The 23341-nt window shown below is 62.7% G+C and carries 15 protein-coding genes; 4 read left to right on the top strand and 11 right to left on the bottom strand.

Features of this window, described 5'->3' with window-relative positions; all coding sequences use genetic code 11:
- The first annotated feature begins 132 nt into the window (after positions 1 to 132).
- The 3 genes from PSH80_RS10850 (at position 133) to PSH80_RS10860 (ending at position 1920) form a co-directional block, all read left to right on the top strand.
- Positions 133 to 423, top strand: a complete 291-nt coding sequence (locus PSH80_RS10850; RefSeq protein WP_057959839.1) for a DUF5629 family protein — start codon at positions 133 to 135, stop codon at positions 421 to 423.
- A complete protein-coding gene (locus PSH80_RS10855) occupies positions 410 to 1585 on the top strand; it encodes a lactonase family protein (protein WP_057438650.1) in 1176 nt (391 codons plus the stop codon). Before PSH80_RS10850 ends, PSH80_RS10855 begins: the two co-directional genes overlap by 14 nt.
- Positions 1586 to 1740: 155 nt before the next feature.
- Positions 1741 to 1920, top strand: coding sequence for a hypothetical protein (locus tag PSH80_RS10860; protein WP_076965178.1), 180 nt, complete (start codon positions 1741 to 1743; stop codon positions 1918 to 1920).
- Positions 1921 to 1933: 13 nt separating this feature from the next.
- On the opposite strand, the gene PSH80_RS10865 is transcribed toward PSH80_RS10860, so the two are convergent.
- From PSH80_RS10865 to PSH80_RS10915, 11 genes are all read right to left on the bottom strand, one after another.
- Positions 1934 to 2539 carry a glutathione S-transferase gene (locus PSH80_RS10865; RefSeq protein WP_076965179.1) on the bottom strand — a complete coding sequence of 202 codons (606 nt, stop codon included), beginning with the start codon at positions 2537 to 2539 and terminating at the stop codon, positions 1934 to 1936.
- Positions 2536 to 6174, bottom strand: a complete 3639-nt coding sequence (locus PSH80_RS10870) for an AAA family ATPase (protein ID WP_305420177.1) — start codon at positions 6172 to 6174, stop codon at positions 2536 to 2538. The genes PSH80_RS10865 and PSH80_RS10870 overlap by 4 nt, the downstream gene beginning before the upstream one ends.
- Complete coding sequence (locus tag PSH80_RS10875) at positions 6171 to 7412, bottom strand: exonuclease SbcCD subunit D C-terminal domain-containing protein (protein WP_057438646.1); 1242 nt, start codon at positions 7410 to 7412, stop codon at positions 6171 to 6173. The genes PSH80_RS10870 and PSH80_RS10875 overlap by 4 nt, the downstream gene beginning before the upstream one ends.
- 1036 nt (positions 7413 to 8448) lie before the next feature.
- Complete coding sequence (locus tag PSH80_RS10880; protein WP_057959835.1) at positions 8449 to 10089, bottom strand: BatD family protein; 1641 nt, start codon at positions 10087 to 10089, stop codon at positions 8449 to 8451.
- Positions 10086 to 11822 (bottom strand): tetratricopeptide repeat protein, encoded by a 1737-nt coding sequence (locus PSH80_RS10885; protein WP_200657283.1) that lies wholly within the window; start codon positions 11820 to 11822, stop codon positions 10086 to 10088. The genes PSH80_RS10880 and PSH80_RS10885 overlap by 4 nt, the downstream gene beginning before the upstream one ends.
- Complete coding sequence (locus PSH80_RS10890; RefSeq protein ID WP_057959833.1) at positions 11819 to 12907, bottom strand: VWA domain-containing protein; 1089 nt, start codon at positions 12905 to 12907, stop codon at positions 11819 to 11821. Before PSH80_RS10890 ends, PSH80_RS10885 begins: the two co-directional genes overlap by 4 nt.
- Positions 12900 to 13394 carry a DUF4381 domain-containing protein gene (locus tag PSH80_RS10895; protein ID WP_169961171.1) on the bottom strand — a complete coding sequence of 165 codons (495 nt, stop codon included), beginning with the start codon at positions 13392 to 13394 and terminating at the stop codon, positions 12900 to 12902. The genes PSH80_RS10890 and PSH80_RS10895 overlap by 8 nt, the downstream gene beginning before the upstream one ends.
- A complete protein-coding gene (locus PSH80_RS10900) occupies positions 13391 to 14323 on the bottom strand; it encodes a DUF58 domain-containing protein (protein WP_057438643.1) in 933 nt (310 codons plus the stop codon). Before PSH80_RS10900 ends, PSH80_RS10895 begins: the two co-directional genes overlap by 4 nt.
- Positions 14324 to 14328: 5 nt before the next feature.
- The gene (locus PSH80_RS10905; protein ID WP_057959832.1) at positions 14329 to 15288 is read right to left on the bottom strand and encodes a MoxR family ATPase; all 960 of its coding nucleotides are present in this window, start codon (positions 15286 to 15288) and stop codon (positions 14329 to 14331) included.
- Between the two features lie 262 nt (positions 15289 to 15550).
- Positions 15551 to 15904 carry a hypothetical protein gene (locus PSH80_RS10910; RefSeq protein ID WP_057959831.1) on the bottom strand — a complete coding sequence of 118 codons (354 nt, stop codon included), beginning with the start codon at positions 15902 to 15904 and terminating at the stop codon, positions 15551 to 15553.
- A 94-nt stretch (positions 15905 to 15998) separates the two neighbouring features.
- The gene (locus PSH80_RS10915; protein WP_128593917.1) at positions 15999 to 17603 is read right to left on the bottom strand and encodes a dermonecrotic toxin domain-containing protein; all 1605 of its coding nucleotides are present in this window, start codon (positions 17601 to 17603) and stop codon (positions 15999 to 16001) included.
- A gap of 527 nt (positions 17604 to 18130) precedes the next feature.
- Here PSH80_RS10915 and PSH80_RS10920 point away from each other — a divergent pair.
- Complete coding sequence (locus PSH80_RS10920) at positions 18131 to 22990, top strand: NAD-glutamate dehydrogenase (RefSeq protein WP_305420187.1); 4860 nt, start codon at positions 18131 to 18133, stop codon at positions 22988 to 22990.
- Positions 22991 to 23341: the final 351 nt, after the last annotated feature.

The following is a 23341-nucleotide window of genomic DNA, read 5'->3' on the forward strand; positions in this document are numbered from 1 at the left end:
CGTTCTGCGCGATGGGGTTCCTCCGCAGAATGGCAAGCCGCTGGGGCCGCAGTGTGGTAGCCGGTTATCGCGACACGACGGCGAACACGGTTTGGCCTATCATCAACGTTTTTCCACTGATGAATGATCCTGATGACTGCTGCCACTCTGCCTACTGCACTCCACACCAGCGACATGCTCGAAATCGATGGCCTGCATGCTTTTGATTTCACCTTCGATGACCGGCAGTTGCTGATCAAGAGCATGGACGGTCGGGCCGAGAAACGTTGGACGTTCAGCATCGCCCAGGTGCAGGCCGCGACGTTTGATGAAGCCTTGCAAAGCTGGACGCTCACCGGTGACTCGGGCGAGCACCGCCTGGTGTGCCTGAGCGCCATCACCGGCAGCAACGAAGACGAGGACGACGAACATGCTGATGCGTAAATTCTGGCCCCTGCTGATGGCCGGCAGTGTCGGTGCGATGTCGGTCCAGGCCGCCACGGCCGATACCTTTGATCTGCTGGTGGGCAGCTACACCGCCGGCACCAGCGAAGGCATCTATCGCCTGCAGTTCGACAGCCGTACCGGCCAGTTCAGCGGCCCGCCGGTGCTGGCGGCCAAGGCGCAGAACCCGTCCTGGCTGACCTTGTCCCCGGACCAGAAACGCCTGTTCGTGGTCAATGAAAACGGCCCGGGCCAGCAGGACGAAGTCGGGCGTGTCAGCAGCTATCGCATTGACCCGGCCAACCACCAACTGACCCTGATCAACCAGGTGCAGAGCCTGGGCAACGAACCCACCCACTCAAGCCTGGCCGCCGATGGGCGTTACCTGTTTGTTGCCAACTACTCGGTGCTGCAAGATCCGGGCGGCAGCCTGGCGGCCCTGCCGGTCGATGCCGAGGGCAGGCTGGCGCCACCGGTGCAACTGAGCGGGCACCCGGCCAGCGGCGTCAACCCCGAGCGCCAGGCGTCCAACCATGTGCATTCGGTGGTGTCGTCGCCGGATGGCAAGTACGTGTTTGTACAGGACCTGGGGGCGGACCGGATTTTTGCCTACCGCTACGACCCCAAGGCCAACCCTGAGCGGCCGCTGACCCCCGCCGATCCGGATTCCGTGCAGTTGCCGCCGGGCAGTGGCCCGCGTCACCTGCTGTTCAGTGCCGATGGCAAGCATGCCTGGCTGACCACCGAGATGAGCGCGCAGGTCGCGGTGTACGACTACCAGGACGGCAAACTGAGCGAACGCCAACGGGTGGACTTTGCCGCCGGGCAACCGCTGTCGGACAAGGCCGGCGCGGCATTGCACGCCTCCAGCGACGGCAGGTTCCTCTACGTCAGTAACCGTGGCACCGCCAATCAGATCGTGGTGTTCGCCATTGATCCGGCCAACGCACAGCTGAAAGAGATCCAGCGCCGCGCCGTGGACGGCGATCATCCCCGTGAGTTCAGCCTGGATCCGAGCGGCAGGTTCCTGTTGATTGCCAACCAGAAGAGCAACCAGATCGTGGTGATCGAGCGCGATAGCCAGACCGGCCAACTGGGCAAAACGGTACAAAAACTGCCGATTGATGCTCCCAGCGATCTCAAGTTCCTGGTGCGTCAATAAGCCACAGGCCCCGGTGTACGGGGCCTGACTCCTTGTATTAATCCCAGTGATAACGGCTACTGTTTCAAAGCATTTCAGCGAGCCGGAACCCAGGCGTAAGTTTGCTCCAAGGCCTTCACAAGCCATCCAGCCAACTGAACACAAGGGTTACCGCCATGAACTTCAATCTCTTCTCGATCATTGCCGCTTCCGCTGTTTCCGCCACCGTCGCCTTGCCAGCCAGCGCCAGCGTGGAGATCAGCAGCAAAAAATCCAGCACCAGCGCCTACACCCAGAAATACCTGCAACAGAGCGCCAACTTCTACGCCGCCCTGGATCACAAGACCCCGCAGTGAGCAGCACTCGGCTTCAGGTTTTTGCCATCACTGCGGTAAACAACGGCGCCGCCAGAAAACGCTGCAGCCACTGCTGCAAACGCGGATACGGCGTTGTTGCAAACCACTCCCGATCCACATGGGCAAACTGGCGAATGAACGGCATCAGCGCCACGTCCGCCAGGCTCAGGTGATCGGCCAGTAGGTAATCACGTTGCGCCAGCAATCCCTCCAGCTGGCGCAAAAACACCTCGCCCTCGGCGCGATAGTGTTCCATCGGCTGCTCCGGGTAGCGCTCGGCGTATTTGTAGCGATTCAAATACACCTTGAAGGCCTGGTCATTCTCGCCAATCAATTGCGCCATCAACCTCTGCGCCGCCGGATCAGCCTCGAGCAGCCAGTCCTCGGGGTCGTTCTGCGCCAACGCCCAGTGCATGATCGCCAGGCTCTCGTCGATCACCTGGCCACCCACACACAACACCGGCACCGTGCCCTTGGGTGACAGCGCCAACATCTCGGCCGGCTTGGCCTTGAGGCTGACCTCGACAATCCGCAGCGCCACCCCTGAATACCGCAGGGCCATTCGCGCGCGCATGGCGTAGGGGCAACGACGGAACGAAAACAGCAGCGTCTCGCTCACTTGACCTCCAGGGTGCTCAGGCCATTGCCCTGGCGCTTGACCTGGATCTGCACCGGTATCCGCTCGTGCATTTCCTGCACATGGGAAATCACCGCCACCTTGCGCCCCTGGGCCTGCAGGCCGTCGAGGGCATCCATCGCCAGTTGCAGGGATTCGGGGTCCAGGCTGCCGAAGCCTTCGTCGATAAACAACGACTCGATCTTCAAGGTGCTGGAGGCCATCGACGCCAGCCCCAGGGCCAGCGCCAGGGAGACCAGGAACGTCTCGCCGCCGGACAGCGAGTGCACCGAGCGCAGTTCATCGCCCATTTCCGTGTCCAGCACCAGCAGGCCGAGCATGCTGCCGCCGCGCTTGAGGCGATAACGGCGTACCAGTTGGCGCAGTTGCACGTTGGCGTGGTGCACCAGCAGGTCGAGGTTGTAGGCCTGGGCGAACTTGCGGAACTTGTCGCCGGTGGCCGAGCCGATCAGCGCATCCAGCCGCGCCCAGCGCTGCCACTCTTCATAGGCCTTGGCGGTGGTGAGTGCCAGGCTCTGGTTGGCGTCCTGGCGTCGCTGGTCTTCGGCTTGTTGGGCGCGCAGTTCGGCGCAGTGTTTCTCGGCGTTGTGCAATTGCTGATTAAGGTCGGCCAGGGCCGCGTCCAGCTGTTCGGCGTCGAGGTTGCCGTTGTGCAGGGCCTGGTGGTCCTTGAGGCGTTGCTCGCGCTCTTGCAGCAGAACTTTGGCTTGCTCAATGGCTTTTTCGCTGTGCTGCACCTGCTGGCGCAGTGCGCTGACAGCCGCCTCGTCGAAGGCCAGCAGGTGCGCCAGGCCGGCGTCGTCAAGCTGCGGATGTTGGGCGCGCCACTCGCTGATACGGCTGTGCAACGCCTGGAGTTCGCTGTCCAGGGCTTGCTGGCGCTCCTGGCGGGCCTTGAGGTCGGCGGCCAATTGGATCAGTTCGCTGCGGGTGTCCTGCAACTGCTGATTGGCCTGGGTCTCACTCTGGCGCGCCTGTTCCACCGCCTGCTCAAGGTGCTGCTGCCAGTGCTCGGCACTGCTGTGCTCACCCACCAGGGCGCTGAGTTGTGCCTGGGCGGCCTGCTGTTGGGCGCTCAGTTCAACCAATTGTTGCTGCAACACGGCCAGCTGTTGTTGGCGATGTTGCTGGCGGTCCTGTTCTTTTTCGAGGGTTTGCTGGCGCTGTTGCTGCTCGGCCAGTTCATCCTTCTGGTAGCCGAGCTGCTCCAGGCGCTGGCTGATCTGTTGGTCCAACAGCATGAACGTGGCCGCGGGCTCCGTGCGCAGGCCTTCGAGGGTCTCGGCCGGTAGCAGGCTGGCGAAAGCATTGAGCTCTTCATCCAGGCGCTCGCGGTCGCTGGCCAGCTCCCGTTGCTGGTCGATCAACTGCTGGCGGGCCTGTTGGCTGGCATCCTGGGCGGCTTGCAGTTGTTGCTGCAGGCGCCCGGCATTTTGTTGCAGGTTGAGCAGGGCGCCCTGGCGCTGTTCGTCCTGGGTGATGCTCTGACTGAGCTGGCTCAGTTGCTGCGCCAGCCAGGCGCTGCGTTTGCCGCTGTCCTGGTTGAACAGCGTGGCGCTCAACGGATGGGCCTCGAGGCTCGGCGCCAGGGCCAGGCGCTGGGTCGCCAACTGCTCCTGCTGTTGCAGGAACTCCTTCTGCTGGGCGATCAAGCCGCCAACTTCGCCGCGCAGGTCGGTGAGCTTTTCCTTGAGGGTCTCGACGGCGAGCTGTGCAGTGGCCTCTTCGTTTTCATCGTGGCGCGTGAGGCTGTGCAACAAGGCTTCGGGCTGATGGTAAGGATGCTCGACGCTGCCGCACACCGGGCAGGGCTGATCATCCTGCAATTGCCCGCGCAACTCCTCGACACTGGCGCTGCGTGCCAGCCGCTGACGCTCCAATAACTGCTTGGTCACGCTCAGGGTCTGCTCGGCCACTGTCAGCTCGGCCTTGGCTTGCAGGCCGGTCTGGTTCAACTGCTCGCGTTGTTGCTGGGCGGTGGCCTGCTTGAGGGCCAACTCCTGTTGTTGCTGCTCCAACTGCTGCTGGCTGTCCCAGAGCCGCGTCAGGTCTTCGAAGGCCCGTTGCTGCTTGCGATTGTCCTTGAGCAGGCTGTCGAGCAACTGGATCTGCTCGGCCACGGCATGGGGTTCGGCGCCGGCTTCCTGATACAGCAGGTCCAGGGCCGCGCGCTGCTGAGTCCATTGCTCGCTGACGCGGTTGGCGCGTTCTTCCAGTTGCGGCAGTTCGGCCTGGCCCTTGTTCAGGCGATTGCCGATCAGCATCAGTTGTTGCAGGCGGTCGCGGTAGGCGTTCCAGGCGTCGCTCAAGGGCGCCAGCCCGGCGCTGCGCTCAAGCTGTGCCGCCAGTTGTTGCAGGCGGCTGGCGACCTGCTGTTGCTGGGCGTGCAAGGCATCGAGCGCGGCCTGGCCCTCGGTGCAGGCGGTTTGCCCCAGTTGCAGTTGTTCGTTGCTTTGGGCCAGCTCACGGGTCAGGCGGGCGAGGCTGCTTTGTTCCTCGAAGGCCTGGCGCAGCAGCGGCACCGCGTCGGTCTGTTGTTGCAGGGCTGTGGCCAAGGCGCTGTGTGCGCTGGCTTGCTGCTGTTGCAGCTGCTCCTGGCGCGTGTGCAGGGCGCTTTGTTGTTCAAGGTGCTGGCGGATCTGCACGGCCAGGGGGGCCAGTTGGCCGGTCAATTCGCTGTGCCGCGCGAAATGATGACGCTGCGGTGCCAGTTGCTCCAGGTGGTTCAAGTCCTGGCGCTGCTGGCCTTGGCTGTGCCATTGCTGTTGGGCTTGCTGCAACTGTTCGACTGCACTGTGCTGGCGCTCTTGCCACTCGCGCAGCTCCTTGAGCCAGGTGTGCTGCAGTTCCAGTTGCTTGAGCTGGGCCTGCTGGGTCTTGAGCTGGTGCTGGGCTGCGCTCAACTGTTGATCCAGCTCGGCGCGGGCCTCGGCCGGCAACGGCGTGACGCCGGTAGCCTGGTCTTGCAGCAGCTTGTGGGCTTCCTTGGCCTCCCGTGCCTTGACGAACGCACGCTGGCCCAACTGGGTGTAGAGCGCGGTGTCGGTGAGCTTTTCCAGCAGTTCGCTGCGCTCATTGTCGTTGGCCTTGAGAAAGGCACTGAACTCACTTTGCGCCAGCAGCACGGCGCGGGTGAACTGTTCGAAGTTCAGGCCCAGGGCCAGTTCCAGCTGGGTCTTGTATTCGGTTTTCTGGCTGGCCAGCAGTTGCTCGCTGTCCAGGTCGATCAGGCTTTGCCGGCTGTTCTGCAGCTTGCCGCTGGCCTTGTCGCGGGCACGGTTGGCTTCCCAGCGCGCGCGGTAGCGCCGGCCGCTGACGCCGATAAAGTCCACCTCGGCATACCCGCCGCCGGTACCGCGGCGGATCAGGGTGCGCGGGTCGCCGATGGAGATATCGGTATCGGCATCGGGCATTTTCGCCTGGCCGGTATCGCCCAGGCGTGGCACGGCGCCAAACAGCGCCAGGCACAGGGCGTCGAGCAAGGTACTTTTGCCGGCGCCGGTGGGCCCGGTGATCGCAAACAGGCCGGCACTGGCCAGGGGCTCGGCGGTAAAGTCGATCTCGAATGGCCCGGCCAGGGACGCGAGGTTTTTCAGGCGGATGGCGAGGATCTTCATGGCAGTTGCTCCTCCTGTTGTACTTCCTGGAGCAGCACGGCGAAATCCTTGAGGGTCTGTTCGTCCACGTCATTGCCGTAGCTTTCCTGCCAGGCACGGCTGAACAGTTCCTGGGGCGTGAGCTGGTCGAGTTCGATCAACTGCTCTTGGCCATGGTCCTGGCGTGCGCCGCTGCCGGCGTACTCGGCGGCGATGCGCACCAGGCGCACGGCCTTGCCCAGCAGGGCGTTTTCCACTTGCTGGCGCAGGTCGGGCTGGGGTTCGTCGAGGCGCACCCGCACCTCCAGCCACGGCTGGCGCTGGGTTTCGGCCAGCAGGTCGACATCGGGCAGCTCCGCCAGTTGCTTGAGGATCTCGGCCAGGGGTGCGGCTTCCAGGCGTTGCAGATGCACGGCGCGGGGGATCAGGCGCGATTCGACGCTGACCAGGGTGTCGCCGTCCAGTTGCACGTCGAGAATCTGGTGTTGATAGCCGATTTCGGAGAACGACAGCGGGATCGGCGAGCCGCAATAACGGATGCGCTCCTCACCATTGACCCGCTGCGGCTTGTGCAAATGGCCGAGGGCGACATAGCTGACACTGGCATCGAACAGACTGGCCGGCAGCGCTTCGGCGTTGCCGATGATCAGGCTGCGCTCGGAGTCTTCCGACACCGAGCCGCCGGCCATATGCGCGTGGCTGATGGCAACCAGCGCCTGGCCCGGCTGGCGCTTGGCGTTGGCCGCCGCGATCAGGCGCTCATGCACCTGGCCGATGCCCTTGAGGTAATCGTCGCCCAGCAGTGCGCCAGTGACCTCGGCCGGGCGCAGGAACGGCAGCGCCAGGCACCAGCCGGCCACAGCCCCGGTTTTGTCCGGTAGAGCAATCAGCAAGCGCTCCACATCCAGTTGCCCGTCATCCAGCCACAGCACCCGGCCCAGGGCATGGGTGCGCAAACGCCGCATCAACGGCGCCGGCAGCTCAATGCGCGAGCCGGAGTCGTGGTTGCCGGCGATCATCACAATCGTCAGGTCGGGGTTTTGTTCATGGGCGTTGATGATGAAGTCATACAGACGCTCCTGGGCCTTGAGCGGCGGGTTGACCGTGTCGAAGATATCGCCGGCAATCAACAGCACATCGGGGCAGTGCAGCTTGATCTGGCCCAGCAGCCACTCGAGAAAACAGGCGTGCTCGAAGTCGCGTTCCTGGCCGTGGAGGTTTTGGCCCAGGTGCCAGTCGGAGGTGTGAAACAGACGCAAGGCGAACTCCGTGGGGAATAGGGAAAGGAGGGGAGTTTACCTGTAAATGGTAATGGGGCGCCCAAGATCAACAGCAAAGCCAGAGCGCGAAGCTACGGGGCTTTGTGGGAGCTGGCTTGTCGGTGATGGCGGGGTTGTGTACATATCCGTTGCTGCGGTCACGGCGGCTATTGGTTCCGCCCTTACGGCGGGTCACTTTTGGAAAAGAGCCCGGAGTGCCGGCCCAGCCAAAAGTAACCAAAAGGGCTCTTGCCCCACCACTCGGTGCCTCGCCTAGGCTCGGCATGCCCGCAGTCAGGCATTGCTCCGTGGGCCCGCCGCGATCGGCCATCCCTGGCCGTGTCGCGGCTACCCCGGCATCCATGGCGGGGTACCCACTGCGCAATACCTGCCTGCGGCCATCGTGGTTTAACGGGGCGCCTGAGATCAAGATCAAAAGCCAGATCAAAAACAGAGCAACAGCAAAGCCAGAGCGCGAAGCTGCATTCCCCTGTGGGAGCTGGCTTGTCGGGTCGCCGCATCGCTGCGATGGCGGTTCATCAGCCAATACATTTATCGATTGATACACCGCCATCGCAGCGATGCGGCGACCCGACAAGCCAGCTCCCACAGGTATATGTGTACGCCTCGACGATCAGGTCGGCTGTCAGGCCGCCTCGCTTTGCTTTTGATCTGAGGCGCCCCGTTAAACCACGCTGGCCGTCATCCGATTTTGATTTGGGGGGTAACCCGGCAGGACGCCGGGTTAGCCGCGCTGGGCCATGGATGGCCCATCGCGGCGGCCCCCCAAATCAATGTCGGATGACGGGCACACCGAGCCTAGGCGAGGTGCCGAGTGGTGGGGCAAGAGCGCTTTGCTTACTTTGGCGCTCTTCCAAAGTGAGCCGCCGTAAGGGCGGAACCAATAGCCGCCGTGACCGCAGCAACGGATATGTACACAACCCCGCCATCACCAACAAGCCAGCTCCCACAGCAGTCCACGCATGCCCCAACGAATATGCCTGCGCCGAGCCCAATGTCGCTACAGCATGGGCAGTTACTTGGGATACAGCGGCGGCAAGCTGGTGCTGTCGGCCACCGGCGCCTGTTCGCGCTCGGCCATGGGAATGGCCTTGATCGCCCGCCACAGCTCCTCACCCTGCCAATACTGGCCGGTTTCGCTGTAGAGCGCGCCGTTCAGCCCATCCAGGGCATCGGACAAGGGCACAAACCGCGCCGCCATGTCCGCCAGGGTTTCCGGTTGTTGGCGTGCCCAGGCATCCAGCGCCTGGCGTGTGGCCTGGGGGTCATTGGCCTGGCTCGCACGCTTGAGGTCGTCGAGCAAGGTGCGGGGGCTGGGCCCGGTTTGTGCGGCGCGCTGGATTGCCGGGCGGGAGCGGGCCCGCCACCACAGGCCGAAGCCGAGCAGGGTGGTGCCGGCGAGGAGCAGGCTGGTAAGTTGCCAGATCCACAGGCGGCCATCGTCCGGTGCGGTGATTACGGTGGGGGTGGCCGGGGTGTCGACCACCAGGCTCGGGTTGACCGCCACTTGCAGGGTGCGGGCCGGCAGGCTGGTGCGTTCCAGATGGTCTTCATGGGTGTTCCACCACACCACCTCCACCGCCGGCAGCTCCAGGGCGCCGGCGCGGTTGGGCACCAGGGCCTCGCGGTCTTCGCGGCTGCCGATCACCCCGCGCTCGCTGCTCTGGTTGCTCAACACCGGCTGGTCGGGGTAACGCCGCAGGCCGGCGATTTCGGTGCTCGGCAGCGCCGGTAACTGGGCACTGGCCAAGCCTTCGGCCTTGAGGGTGAGGATGCGGGTCAGGGAGTCGCCGACCTGCACGTTCGTAGGTTCCGGGTTCCAGCTTTCACCCAGGCTCAGGCTGCGCGCCGGCAGCCAGGGGGCGTCTGCGGGGTACAGGGCCGGCTTGGGCTTGACCGTCAGGGGGATTTCGGTGGAATTGACATGCAACAGCTTGCCGGGCCTGGGTGCCTGGGGCGTGGTGCCCTGGGCCGGGCGCGGTTCGACTTGGGTGGCACTGAATATTTGCGCCGGGATCAGCAGTTGCCCGCTGTGTTGCGGGTAGATCCCATAGCGCATTTCGATCACGCCGTGGCGCACGCCGTTGATGACTTTTTCATAGGTGCGCGAATCGCCCACCTGCTCGACCCGCGCGTCAGACAACTGCAACGGCGTCAGGCTGCTGTCGTCATACAGCGCCACCGAGTGGTAGATGCGCACCGTCAGCAGGGCCTGGGCCTGTACATAGACGCTGCCCTCATCGAGGCTGGCTTCGATGAATACCGGTTCCAGTTGATTGTCACTGTCCTGGCCCAGGGTTTCGTCCACTTGCAGGCTGATGGCTTGGGTCTTGAGTTCGCCCAGTTGCAGCGGCGGGATCACCACGGTGCCGGTGGTCTTGGGCTGCAAGGTGATGATCCAGCGAGTGGTGGCGTGGTTGCTGCCGTCAAGGGTGGTGAGTTGGTTGATCTGGCGGGTGCCACGCACGTCGAACAGCGGGTCCAGGGGCGCCAGGTCCGGTTTGCCGAACTGGGTGACGTCGTTGGACTCGATTGTCAGCTCCACCGTTTCCCCGGAATTGACGCGGCTGCGGTCGATACTGGCGGCCAGGTCGGCCGCCTGGGCGTGACCGGCCCACAGCGCTAGCAATAAGACAAAGGGGGTGCAGCGGCTCATCGAGTCTTGTCCTGATGTTGTTGCTGTTCGTACCAGAATTTGCGTCGCAACAACTCGCCGGGGTTGTCCGGGATCTGTCGCAGCCACTGTTCCAGGGCCTGGCGGTGCTCCTCGTCGAGGTGGCTCTCGGTGGGGCGCAAGGGCGGCGTCGTGGTTTGTTCGTCGCCCAGTTCGCTGCCGGGTACTTCGTTGTTGCCGGCAACGGGCGGGGTGCCGGTTTGTGTGTCAGCCGTGCCTGCCTGGCCCGCGCCCTGGGGCGATTGCTCGCCGCCGTTGGCCTGTTGGCCGCTGTCGCCCGATTGCGTAGTTTGGCCGGGTTGGGTGGATTCGTCATCCTCGTTTTTTTCCGGTGCGGGCGGCTCAGGTTCTGGCTCTTCCAGCAGCAGGCTCTCGACAAGGGCTTTGTTTTTCAGGGCGGGCTGCAAGTCGGGCTGGGCTTCCAGGGCTTGCTCATAGGCGTCTATCGCGGCTTCCAGCTCACCGGTGCGGGCCAGGGCATTGCCACGATTGTAGTGGGAATAGGCATCACTGCCTTCGGCAAAACGCCGGGCCGCCTCGGCATAGTTGCCCGCCTCGTACAGGGCGACACCCTGCCATTGCGGGTTTTCAAAGTGTTCGGCGGCTTCGGCCGGGCGTTTGTGCTTGAGCAGGTACTGGCCCTGTTGATCGGGGCGCAGCCACAGGTCGTCAAAGCTGAACGCGTAGCTCGGCTGCGGCGCGGCCAGGAGCAGCAACGGCAGGCAGAACAGCCAGCCACGGCGCCCGGCGCAGGCGGCAAGCAGCAGCAAGGGCAGCAATAGCCAGTAACCCTGGTCGGCCCAGGTGTCCAGTTGCAGGCGCTGACCGTCGTCGCGCAGGTTTTGCGGGCCGTCCAGCAGGCCCAGGCCACGCAGGTCCTTGTCGTCCAGGCGGGCCTGGCGATAGCGGCCGCCCATTTCGCTGGCAAAGGCCTTGAGCGTCGGGCTGTCCAGGCGCGGGATCAGGATCGCGCCTTGTTCGTCCTTGAGGAACTCGCCACTTTCCTGGGTCACTGGCGTGCCTTCGCGGCTGCCGATGCCGAGGATCGACAGGCTCGGCGCCTGGCCTTGCAGCAGCAGGCGAATGCCCTGGCGTTCCTGCTTGGACAGCGACGAGCCAATCAACAACAGGCGACCCTGGCCCAGGCCGCCGTGCTTGAGCAGGCCCAGGGCTTTTTCCACTGCCAGGTCGGCACGATGGCCGGCCTCGGGCATGATCGACGGGCGCAGGGCTTCCAGCAGGTTGCGGCTGGTGGCCAGGTCGTCGGACAGTGGCACCAGCGTGTGGGCGCTGCCGGCATACACGACGATGGCGGTCTGCGCATCGCTGCGCGCCTGCAGCAGATCCACCAGCTTGCGCCGCGCCTGCTCCAGGCGATTGGGCGGGCTGTCGGTGGCAAGCATCTCTGGGGTCAGCTCCAGCAGCACCACCAGCGGGTCGGCGGGCTTCTGGCTGATCTGCTCGACCCGCTGCCAGCCGGGGCCGAGCAAGGCCAGCACCGCCAGCAGCCAGGCCAGGCCCAGCAACAGCCATGGTGACTTGCTTTCCCGGCCATTGCCGCCACTGAGCAGGGCGGCGTGGAAGGCCGGCGGCAGGATCATCTGCCAGCGCCCGGCGCGTTTTTGCCGATGCCACAGTTGCCACAGCAACCAGCCGAGGACGGGCAGCAGCAACAGCCACCAGGGGCGGAACCAGTGCGGCCATAAAGCGATCATCGACGCCTCCGCAAGCGCAGGCGTTTAAGGCGTTGCCGCCATTGCGGGTGCTGTTGCAGGAAATGGCCCTTGGTCGAGAGTTTATTGAGCAGCCGTTGCAGGGCGTTGTCCGGCCAGCGTTCCTGGATCACCAGCAGCAGGCTGAGAAACAGCGCCAGGGCCAGCGGCCCGCTATACAGCGCCTGGGTCGGGCGGGCCTGGGTTGGTTGTTGCGCCACCGGCTCCAGCTGGTCGAGGGTTTGTTTGATCGCTTGCAACTCGGCGCCGTCATGGGCGCGGAAATACTGCCCGCCGGTGGTCTGGGCGATGGCCTTGAGCGCCGGCTCGTCGAGGTCCAGGCTGGGGTTGAGGCCGAGCATGCCCAGGCTGCCGGTCTGTTCGGGGCTGGCGCCAATGCCGATGGGGTAGATTTTCACGCCTTCTTCGGCGGCCAGGCGGGCGGCGGTCAATGGGTCGATTTCGCCGCCATTGTTGGCCCCGTCGGTGACCAGGATCAGCACCCGGCTTTGTGCCGGGCGTTGCCGCAGGCGTTTGAGGGCCAGGCCAATGGCGTCGCCAATCGCGGTATTTTTTCCGGCGATGCCGATGCGTGCCTCATCCAGCCAAGTGCGCACGGTGCGCCGGTCGAAGGTCAGCGGTGCCTGCAGGTAGGCCTGGCTGCCAAACAGGATCAGGCCAACGCGGTCGCCCTCGCGGCTTTCGAGAAAGTCGCCAAGCAGGTGCTTGACCAGGTTCAGGCGGCTGACGTCTTCGTCCTGCCATTGCATATCGGGGAAGTCCATGGAGCCGGACACGTCCACCGCCACCAACAGGTCGCGGCCGCTGGCGGCAATCGGCAACGGTTCGCCGAGCCATTCCGGGCGGGCGGCGGCGGTCAGCAGCAACAACCACAGCACCACGAACGGCGCTTGTTGGCGCCAGCCTGGCAGGTTGATGCGCGCGCGGCGCCGGGCCAGCCCTTCGAGGTCGCCGAGAAAGCTGACTTTCAAGGCCGGCTCGCCGCTGTCGGCCACCGGCAGGATCAGCCGCATCAGCCAGGGCAGGGGCAGCAGGGCAAAGACCCACGGCCAGGCGAACTCAAACATGTTTGCGAATCCAGGTGTCGACCGCTTGCGTCAGGCCGGCGATGGCCTTGTCGTCGAGCTTGCATTCGGGTTTGTAGGCGCCCTCGACGAGGACCATCCAGCGCGTGAGGCCGGCGGCGGGGCAGCGGTTATCGAGAAAGGCCAGCCATTTGCGCCCGTTGAGGGTGTGGCTCTGGCTGTAGGGGTAGTCGTTGCGGCACAGGCGCTTGAGCAGGCCGTTGAGCTGCTGCAGCCAGGCGCCGGCCGGTGCGCCGTCGTAGGGCTTGGGCATCAGCGCCAGTTCCGCGAGGGCGGCAATACGCAGCGGGTCCAGGGGCTGTTCGGCCCGGGCCAGGGGGCGTTTGCTCGGCAGGAAGCGCCGCAGCCACCACAAGCCCCAGCCCGCCAGGGGGATCAGCGCCAGCAACAGCCACCAGCCCGGCGCCGGCGGCCAGAAGCCAATGGCCGGTGGGGCGATCAGCGGTTGCAACTGGTCCAGGCTGCTCATGGCTTTTTCACCGGGCGTTGCGGGTTGAGGTATTCGCGCAGTTGCTCGACCATTTCGCTCTGGGTGCTCAATGGCATCAGCAGTACCCGCAGTTTTTGCGCGAGCAATTCCCAGCGGGCGATGCGTGCTTCGGCCTGGGCCTTGTAAGCCTGGCGCAGCTCGAAGTTCAAGGTGTCGATTTCCAATTGCGCGCCGCGCTCGGCGAAACGCAGCAGCCCGGCGGCGGGCAGTGCGTGGTCCAGCGGGTCTGAGACCGGCAGCAGCAACAGGTCGCAATGGCGCGACAACAGGCTCAGTTGCTGCTCGGCGCCCTCGGTCAGGGCGCGCTCGTCGCAAATCACAATCACCAGGCTGCCGGGGCGCAGCACTTCGCGGCCTCGGCGCAGGGCCATGCCCAGGGCGTCGGCTTCGGGGCGGCTCTCGGTGTTGAGGCTCTGGTTGACCCGTACCAGGCGGTTGAGCAGTTGCAGCAGGCTTTGCTTGCTGCGCCGGGGCTTGATTTCGTAGTGCTCGTTATCGCCGAACACCAGGCCGCCGACCCGATCGTTGTGGCCCAGCGCGGCCCAGCCGATGAGGCTGGCGGCCTGGGCGGCGAGGACCGACTTGAACATCAGTCCGGAGCCGAAAAACAGCCGGCAGCTTTGCTCCACCATGATAAAGATCGGCCGTTCGCGCTCTTCGTGGAACAGCTTGGTGTGGGGCTCCTGGGTACGGGCGGTGACGCGCCAGTCGATGGTGCGCACATCGTCGCCGGCCTGGTACACCCGCACCTGATCGAAGTCCACACCGCGCCCGCGCAGTTTGGAGTGGTGCAGGCCGATCAACGGGCTGCGCTGGCTGGGCGTGGAAAACAGCTGTACTTCGCGCACGCGGTGGCGCATCTCGATCAATTCGCTGAGGCTGACATGGATCCCGTCGCCGGCATTCATGGAGATCAAGCGACGGCTACGACGTCGAGAATACGCTGCACCACGCGGTCCTGGTCGATGCCGGCCGCTTCGGCCTCGAACGACAGAATGATGCGGTGGCGCAGTACATCGAACAGCACCGCCTGGATATCTTCCGGGCTGACAAAGTCACGCCCGGCCAGCCAGGCGTGGGCGCGGGCGCAGCGATCAAGGGCAATCGAGCCCCGGGGGCTGGCGCCATAGGCAATCCACTCGGCCATTTCCGCGTCGAACTTGGCCGGGGTGCGCGTGGCCATGACCAGTTGCACCAGGTATTCCTCCACGGCGTCGGCCATGTACAGGCCGAGGATTTCCTTGCGCGCGGCAAAAATCGCCTGCTGGCTGACCCGCCGCTCGGGCTTTGTCTCGCCATTCAGCGCTTCGCCACGGGCCTGTTGCAGGATGCGCCGCTCCACGGCGGCATCGGGGAAGCCGATCTTGACGTGCATCAGGAAGCGGTCGAGCTGGGCTTCGGGCAGGGGATAGGTGCCTTCCTGCTCGATGGGGTTCTGCGTGGCCATTACCAAAAACAGCGGCGACAGCTCGTAGGTGCTGCGCCCGACGCTGACCTGGCGCTCGGCCATGGCTTCGAGCAGGGCCGACTGGACCTTGGCCGGAGCACGATTGATCTCGTCCGCCAGCACCAGGTTGTGGAAGATCGGCCCTTGCTGGAACACGAAACTGCCGGTTTCCGGACGATAGATCTCGGTGCCGGTGATGTCGGCGGGCAACAGGTCGGGGGTGAACTGGATACGATGGAACTGTGCTTCGATCCCTTCGGCAAGCTCCTTGATGGCCTTGGTCTTGGCCAGGCCGGGAGCGCCCTCTACCAGCATATGGCCGTCGGCGAGCAGGGCAATGAGCAAACGCTCGATGAGTTTTTCCTGGCCGAGAATCTGCGTAGAAAGAAAGGTTCGCAGCGCGAGCAGCGCTTCACGATGTTCCATCAAGGACGGTTCCTGGAAAGATGAGCCTGGGGATTGGGAAAAATGCCAAGGCCTGGGGGGCCTACTTTAATGCATTGGAGGGGCTGGCGACTAATGAACCAGGGGGTATTTTTTTGCGATCTGTAGGAAAGGTCTGAGGTTTTTGGCGTTTATAAGGGTCTCATCGCGGCGATGCGGCGACCCGACAAGCCCGGCCTCCCACAGGTGGGGGCGGGCTTGTCGGGTCGCCGCATCGCCGCGATGGCGATTTAGCAGGTGCCCATCAAGGCGTGCGGATATAAGTGCCAGTGCCCTTGAGAATGTTCTGCAGGGTTTCTTCTACCTCGGCCAAGTCCGCCTCAGCGGTACCGTGATTGATCTGCAGGTGGTCGCTGCCGCCCAATGCGTCCTTGTCCGCCGCACCGATTTCCACCAGGAGGGTGGTCGCGCTCAGGGTGATCTTCAAGCCTTCCAGGGTCGAAGGCTCGTAGTCCCAGGTCAGTTCAACCTCGTCCTCATCTGGATAACGCGACAGCATGAACATCTCGCCATGGGTACCGTGGCAGCAGAGCATGGCCATGTTGTCTTCTTCGTCGTCGCAGGGGGTGGCGAGCAGGTGGGTGGTGGTCAGTTGCATGTAGAGTCCTGTCTGGAAAGGCGGCTTCAAGGCCGGCAGGCCTTGATTCTGCCATTGCATCGGGCTTTGTGTCGGCTTTTGTATCAAGCGGGCATCAGGTTTTGGAGGCCCAGGCACTGATTGCGCTGCTTAACGGTTTAAAGGCATTCCCCAAACCACTGGTGAACACAGGAAGAAGGGTTTTCACGGAACCTTCGCCAATGAGCTTGTCTGCCCCAGGGCGCCTGTGGATATAGCTGTCTATGCCAATGCCGAGTTGCGCGGTGCCCACCGCTGTGCTTGTGGCCGTCAGGGCAATGCCCAGCGGCGGGAAAGCGATTCCGAGTGGGGCTAAAAGAAGTAGCCCATATTTTGCCCAGTTCAAGTACTTGAACGCAGTCTTTGCGTTGACGTCGCGATTGAGGACGAATTGAAAACGAGTGGCGCTTTTCAGGTCTACCTCGGTGCGATGCTGGAGTTCCTCGAATGGACTTCCCTGGACAACCTGGCCATCGAATAGGCCACCCTCGTCAAAATAACCGAGCTTTTCTTGCGTGGAGGCAGGAAGGTCACCGTTAAGTACATTGCGGGTGTTGTCTACGAGTGCATCAATGCCTTTGGACAGGAATTCATTACCGAGGTCTTCGGGGCGGAAGTAAAGTTTGAAACTCTCGACGAATTGCGGATCTTTCATTTGCTCGGCCAGCCATTTATTCATTTCTTTCTTGGAGTCGAAGCCTTTCAACGGAGACGCCTGGCCAGGTAGATACAACAAGACCCTGCCCGTGGTCTTATCCTGGGTGTAAAAAGCGCGCATGGGGAAACCTTTGAATGTGAGGAATTTGGTTTCCAGATTCGGGTCAGCCTTGTAGGGCTGTGTCAGGTCATTTTGATTAAGGGATAGGTAACTTTTGTCGGCCGGCATGCCCGCGACACCCATGGCAATCTGGCGATCGTTTTCGGTAAGAGACTTGTCATGGTGTTGAACGTGTGACGCTTTCAAAAACGCGCCTCTCGCCGCTTCGGAGTAGGCATGGCGGGAGTTGCCGTTCCAGTAATTGTTAAGGTACTGGTCATAAGGGGATTTATAACTGTTATCCCATACCATCTGTTTGAACTCAGTTGCCGGGATATCGACCCTGTTGCTCGCATCATAGGTATTCGCAGACCCCTGCTGCGGCTCCGTGTAAATCCCTTGAAAGTGGCTGGTGAACCCTGTCTCATTTGGGCGCGGGAACCTACCAAAGGCGTCAGGCTTATCTGTATGTTTTGAACTTTTCCTTATTTCAAAAGGGCCGTCCTCTTTTGAACGTATCGCCCCGTGGAAGTCAGGCTCTTCCTGCTGGTTGAGCCTCGCTGCCTGGGTCAGGGATATTTTTTGAACAATGACCCCGCTGTAAGGTGGGGTATTGGTGCGGTGATCATACTGAATGCTCACTAAGTAGGTGTTATCGGGGTCAATATCTTTACCGAACTTTTCCTTTATCTGACGCTTTACTTCCATGGATGTAATTTCATCTGCCGTCTTGGGCTGCTTGTACTGGCTGATGAGTTGTTCGACGGCCTTGTTGCTGGATAGGGGCGCTTTGAAATAGGGCACCGGAAAGTGCGGCGTGGAGGCAACGGGGGCATTGTCCGAACTTGATCGTGCAGTGGGCTGGAAGAAAGAGCCACGGTTCCCACCGGGTGGGACGTTAAGGGCGGAAGAGTGTACGTTCAATTGAGCCTCGTTGAGTGGTAATAGGGCCTTTATGGGTATGACTGCCTACGCACACTAAGTGACTGAATTTTGAAATACGGTTCCTGCGTGGAGCTGGGAATTAGATTGTACGAGTGTATGAATATTTACCTGTCAGCACTCTCGCCGTGCCTGCATGGCCACCCACTTTCAATCGCTAGCCACCCCTTTACTGGCGGGAGGGGTTGCTCTTGGTGCAACCGCCCATTGCCGGGTGTTGACCGAATATGTCGCAGTGCAGTAAGCAGCCTGCTCGCCGCACTCGTTAAGCTGCGCAACGGGTGTACCTTCTGCGTGACTCTGGCCTGCCCGTCGTGTCGTCATCCGCCGGTGGTGCATCCAGTGGACGTCGAATGTGACCTCAGGGTCTTGTCCAGCTTCACCCACCTGTCACCCTGATTCGTCTATGGTGCTTATCATCAGCACCTGCGAACAGACATGACGGCCTCCCCATCAGGGGACAACACGCGACGCTTCCATCAATAACAAGCCCAAGCGGAGTACCACAGATGGCGTTCTTCACCGCAGCCAGCAAAGCCGACTTCCAGCATCAACTGCAAGCGGCACTGGCGCAGCACATCAGTGAACAGGCACTGCCACAAGTGGCGCTGTTCGCTGAACAATTCTTCGGCATCATTTCCCTGGACGAGCTGACCCAGCGTCGCATGTCCGACCTGGCCGGTTGCACCCTGTCTGCCTGGCGCCTGCTTGAGCGCTTTGATCACACCCAGCCGCAAGTGCGGGTCTACAACCCCGACTACGAACGCCACGGCTGGCAGTCGACCCACACTGCGGTCGAGGTCTTGCACCATGACCTGCCGTTCCTCGTGGATTCGGTGCGCACTGAGCTGAACCGTCGCGGCTACAGCATCCATACCCTGCAAACCACCGTACTCAGCGTGCGCCGTGGCAAGAAGGGCGAGTTGCTGGAAATCCTGCCCAAGGGCACCCAGGGCGAAGACGTCCTGCAAGAATCCCTGATGTACCTGGAGATCGACCGCTGCGCCAACGCCGCCGAGCTGAACGTCCTGAGCAAGGAACTTGAGCAGGTACTGGGCGAAGTGCGGGTGGCCGTGGCTGATTTCGAGCCGATGAAAGCCAAGGTCCAGGAGTTGCTGGACAGCATCGATAACAGCCCGTTGACCATCGACGGTGAAGAAAAGGCCGAGATCAAAAGTTTCCTGGAATGGCTGGTGGGCAACCACTTCACCTTCCTCGGCTACGAAGAATTTGTGGTACGTGACGAGAAGGACGGCGGTCATCTGGAATATGACGCCAACTCCTTCCTCGGCCTGACCAAACTGCTGCGCGCCGGCCTCACCGCTGAAGACCTGCGCATCGAAGATTACGCCGTGGCCTACCTGCGCGAGCCGACCGTGTTGTCGTTCGCCAAGGCCGCGCACCCAAGCCGTGTACACCGTCCGGCTTACCCTGACTACGTGTCGATCCGCCAGATCGATGCTGACGGCAAGGTCGTCAAGGAATGCCGCTTCATGGGCCTCTACACCTCCTCGGTGTACGGCGAAAACGTGCGGGTGATTCCTTATATCCGCCGCAAGGTCGCGGAAATCGAGCGCCGCTCGGGCTTCCAGGCCAAGGCGCACCTGGGCAAGGAGCTGGCCCAGGTGGTTGAAGTGCTGCCCCGCGACGACCTGTTCCAGACCCCGGTGGACGAGCTGTTCAGCACCGTGATGTCGATCGTGCAGATCCAGGAGCGCAACAAGATCCGCGTGTTCCTGCGCAAAGACCCGTACGGCCGTTTCTGCTACTGCCTGGCCTACGTGCCGCGCGATATCTACTCCACCGAAGTGCGCCAGAAGATCCAGCAAGTGCTGATGGATCGCCTGAAAGCCTCGGATTGCGAATTCTGGACGTTCTTCTCCGAGTCCGTACTGGCCCGTGTCCAGCTGATTCTGCGGGTCGATCCGAAGAACCGCCTGGATATCGACCCGCTGCTCCTGGAAAAAGAAGTGGTGCAGGCCTGCCGCAGCTGGCAGGACGACTACGCGAGCCTGGTGGTCGAAAGCTTCGGCGAAGCCCACGGCACCAATGTGCTGGCGGATTTCCCGAAAGGCTTCCCGGCAGGCTACCGCGAGCGCTTTGCCGCGCACTCGGCCGTGGTCGACATGCAGCACCTGTTGAACCTGACCGAAGCCAAGCCACTGGTGATGAGCTTCTATCAGCCTTTGGGCCACGTGACCGGCCAGCAGGAATTGCACTGCAAGCTGTACCACGCTGACACTCCGCTGGCGTTGTCGGATGTACTGCCGATCCTCGAGAACCTCGGCCTGCGCGTGCTCGGTGAGTTCCCGTACCGCCTGCGCCACGCCAATGGCCGCGAGTTCTGGATCCATGACTTTGCGTTCACCGCCGCCGAAGGCCTGAACCTCGATATCCAGCAGCTCAACGACACCCTGCAGGATGCGTTCGTGCACATCGTCAATGGCGATGCCGAGAACGATGCATTCAACCGCCTGGTACTGACTGCCGGCTTGCCATGGCGTGACGTGGCGCTGCTGCGTGCTTATGCCCGTTACCTGAAGCAGATCCGCCTGGGCTTCGACCTGGGTTACATCGCCAGCACCCTGAACAACCACACCGACATCGCCCGCGAGTTGACCCGGTTGTTCAAGACGCGCTTCTACCTGGCGCGCAAGCTCACTGCCGACGACCTGGAAGACAAGCAGCAGCGCCTGGAGCAAGCGATCCTCAACGCCCTGGACGATGTGCAGGTGCTTAACGAAGACCGGATCCTGCGGCGCTACCTGGACCTGATCAAGGCCACCCTGCGCACCAACTTCTACCAGGCGGATGCCAACGGCCAGAACAAGTCGTACTTCAGCTTCAAGTTCAACCCCCACGCTATTCCCGAGTTGCCCAAGCCAGTGCCGAAGTTTGAAATCTTCGTCTACTCGCCGCGGGTCGAAGGCGTGCACCTGCGCTTTGGTAACGTTGCCCGTGGCGGCCTGCGCTGGTCCGACCGTGAAGAAGACTTCCGCACCGAAGTGCTGGGCCTGGTAAAAGCCCAGCAGGTGAAGAACTCGGTGATCGTGCCGGTCGGCGCCAAGGGCGGCTTCCTGCCGCGTCGCCTGCCATTGGGCGGCAGCCGGGACGAGATCGCGGCCGAGGGCATCGCCTGCTACCGCATCTTCATTTCCGGTCTGTTGGACATTACCGACAACCTGAAAGACGGTGCCCTGGTGCCGCCGTTGAACGTGGTCCGCCACGACAACGACGACCCGTACCTGGTAGTGGCGGCCGACAAAGGCACCGCGACCTTCTCCGATATCGCCAACGGCATCGCCATCGACTACGGCTTCTGGCTGGGCGATGCGTTTGCCTCTGGTGGTTCGGCCGGTTACGACCACAAGAAAATGGGCATCACCGCCAAGGGCGCGTGGGTCGGTGTGCAGCGTCACTTCCGTGAGCGCGGCATCAATGTGCAGAAAGACAGCATTACCGTGGTCGGCGTCGGCGACATGGCCGGTGACGTGTTCGGCAACGGCTTGTTGATGTCCGACAAGCTGCAACTGGTCGCGGCCTTCAACCACCTGCATATCTTTATTGATCCAAACCCGAACCCGGAAACCAGCTTCATCGAGCGCCAGCGTATGTTTGAGCTGCCGCGTTCGGCCTGGTCGGACTACGACACCAGCATCATGTCCGAAGGCGGCGGGATCTTCTCGCGCAGCGCCAAAAGCATTGCCATCTCGCCCCAGATGAAAGAACGCTTCGACATCCAGGCCGACAAGCTGACCCCGACCGAGCTGCTGAACGCCTTGCTCAAGGCGCCGGTGGACCTGTTGTGGAACGGCGGTATCGGCACCTACGTCAAGGCCAGCACCGAAAGCCACGCCGATGTCGGCGACAAGGCCAACGACGCGCTGCGCGTCAACGGCAACGAGCTGCGCTGCAAAGTAGTGGGCGAGGGCGGTAACCTGGGCATGACCCAGCTGGGTCGCGTGGAATTCGGCCTCAATGGCGGCGGTTCCAACACCGACTTTATCGACAACGCCGGTGGTGTGGACTGCTCCGACCACGAAGTGAACATCAAGATCCTGCTCAACGAAGTGGTGCAGGCTGGCGACATGACCGACAAGCAACGCAACCAGTTGCTGGCGAGCATGACCGACGAAGTCGGCAGCCTGGTGTTGGGCAACAACTACAAGCAGACCCAGGCCCTGTCCCTGGCGGCGCGCAAAGCCTACGAGCGTGCGGCCGAGTACAAGCGTCTGATGAGCGACCTGGAAGGCCGCGGCAAGCTGGACCGCGCCATCGAGTACCTGCCGACCGAGGAGCAGCTCGTCGAGCGCGCCGCGACCGGCAAGGGCCTGACCCGTCCGGAACTGTCGGTGCTGATTTCCTACAGTAAGATCGACCTCAAGGAAGCGCTGCTCAAGTCCCTGGTACCGGATGACGACTACCTGACCCGCGACATGGAGACCGCGTTCCCGCCGAGCCTGGTGGCCAAGTTCGGCGAGGCCATGCGTCGCCACCGCCTCAAGCGCGAGATCGTCAGCACCCAGATCGCCAACGACCTGGTCAACCACATGGGCATCACCTTCGTGCAACGCCTCAAAGAGTCGACCGGCATGAGCCCGGCGAACGTGGCGGGCGCCTATGTGATCGTGCGCGACATCTTCCATCTCCCGCACTGGTTCCGTCAGATCGAAGCCCTGGATCACCAGGTCTCGGCTGAAGTGCAACTGGCGCTGATGGACGAACTGATGCGCCTGGGCCGTCGGGCTACCCGCTGGTTCCTGCGCAGCCGTCGCAACGAGCAGGATGCCGCGCGTGATGTGGCGCACTTCGGTCCGCACCTGGCGGCGTTGGGCCTCAAGCTCGACGAACTGCTGGAAGGCCCGACCCGCGAAGGCTGGCAGAACCGTTACCAGGCCTATGTCGAAGCCGGTGTGCCTGAGCTGTTGGCGCGCATGGTTGCTGGCACCACGCACCTGTACACCTTGTTGCCGATCATCGAGGCTGCTGACGTTACCGGTCAGAGCGCTGCCGATGTGGCCAAGGCCTACTTCGCCGTGGGCAGCGCCCTGGACTTGCCGTGGTACCTGCAGCAGATCAGCGATCTGCCGGTGGGCAACAACTGGCAGGCCCAGGCCCGCGAAGCCTTCCGCGATGACGTGGACTGGCAGCAACGGGCGATCACCATCAAGGTTCTGCAAATGGCCGATGCGCCAGAAGACATGGAAGCCCGCGTGGCCCTGTGGCTTGAGCAGAACGCGAGCATGGTCGAACGCTGGCGCGCGATGATGGTGGAAATCCGGGCTGCGGTCGGCACGGACTACGCCATGTACGCGGTGGCCAACCGGGAACTGCTGGACCTGGCCATGAGTGGTCAAGCGGTGCTGTAATCGGCTGCTAGCGCGTTAAAACAAAGCCCCGTCTCGCGAGAGACGGGGCTTTTTGTTTTCACTCGATTCAATGTGGGGTGTATGCAAAATTTGCTGCCCCTGGTGCCCCTTGTGGGAGCGGGCTTGCCCGCGATAGCGGCAGTCCAGTCACTGTCGCTGGCGGCTGACCCACCGCCATCGCAGGCAAGCCAGCTCCCACATTTGATTTGTGGTGGTACCAACATTCTCTGCCCCGCGCAGATCCCCTGTGGGAGCGGGCTTGCTCGCGAAAGCGGCAGTCCAGTCTCACTGTTTTCGCAACTGATCGACCGCCATCGCAGGCAAGCCAGCTCCCACATTTGATTTGTGGTG

Origin of the sequence: Pseudomonas sp. FP818, from assembly GCF_030687335.1 — a bacterium.
GTDB lineage: Bacteria > Pseudomonadota > Gammaproteobacteria > Pseudomonadales > Pseudomonadaceae > Aquipseudomonas > Aquipseudomonas shahriarae.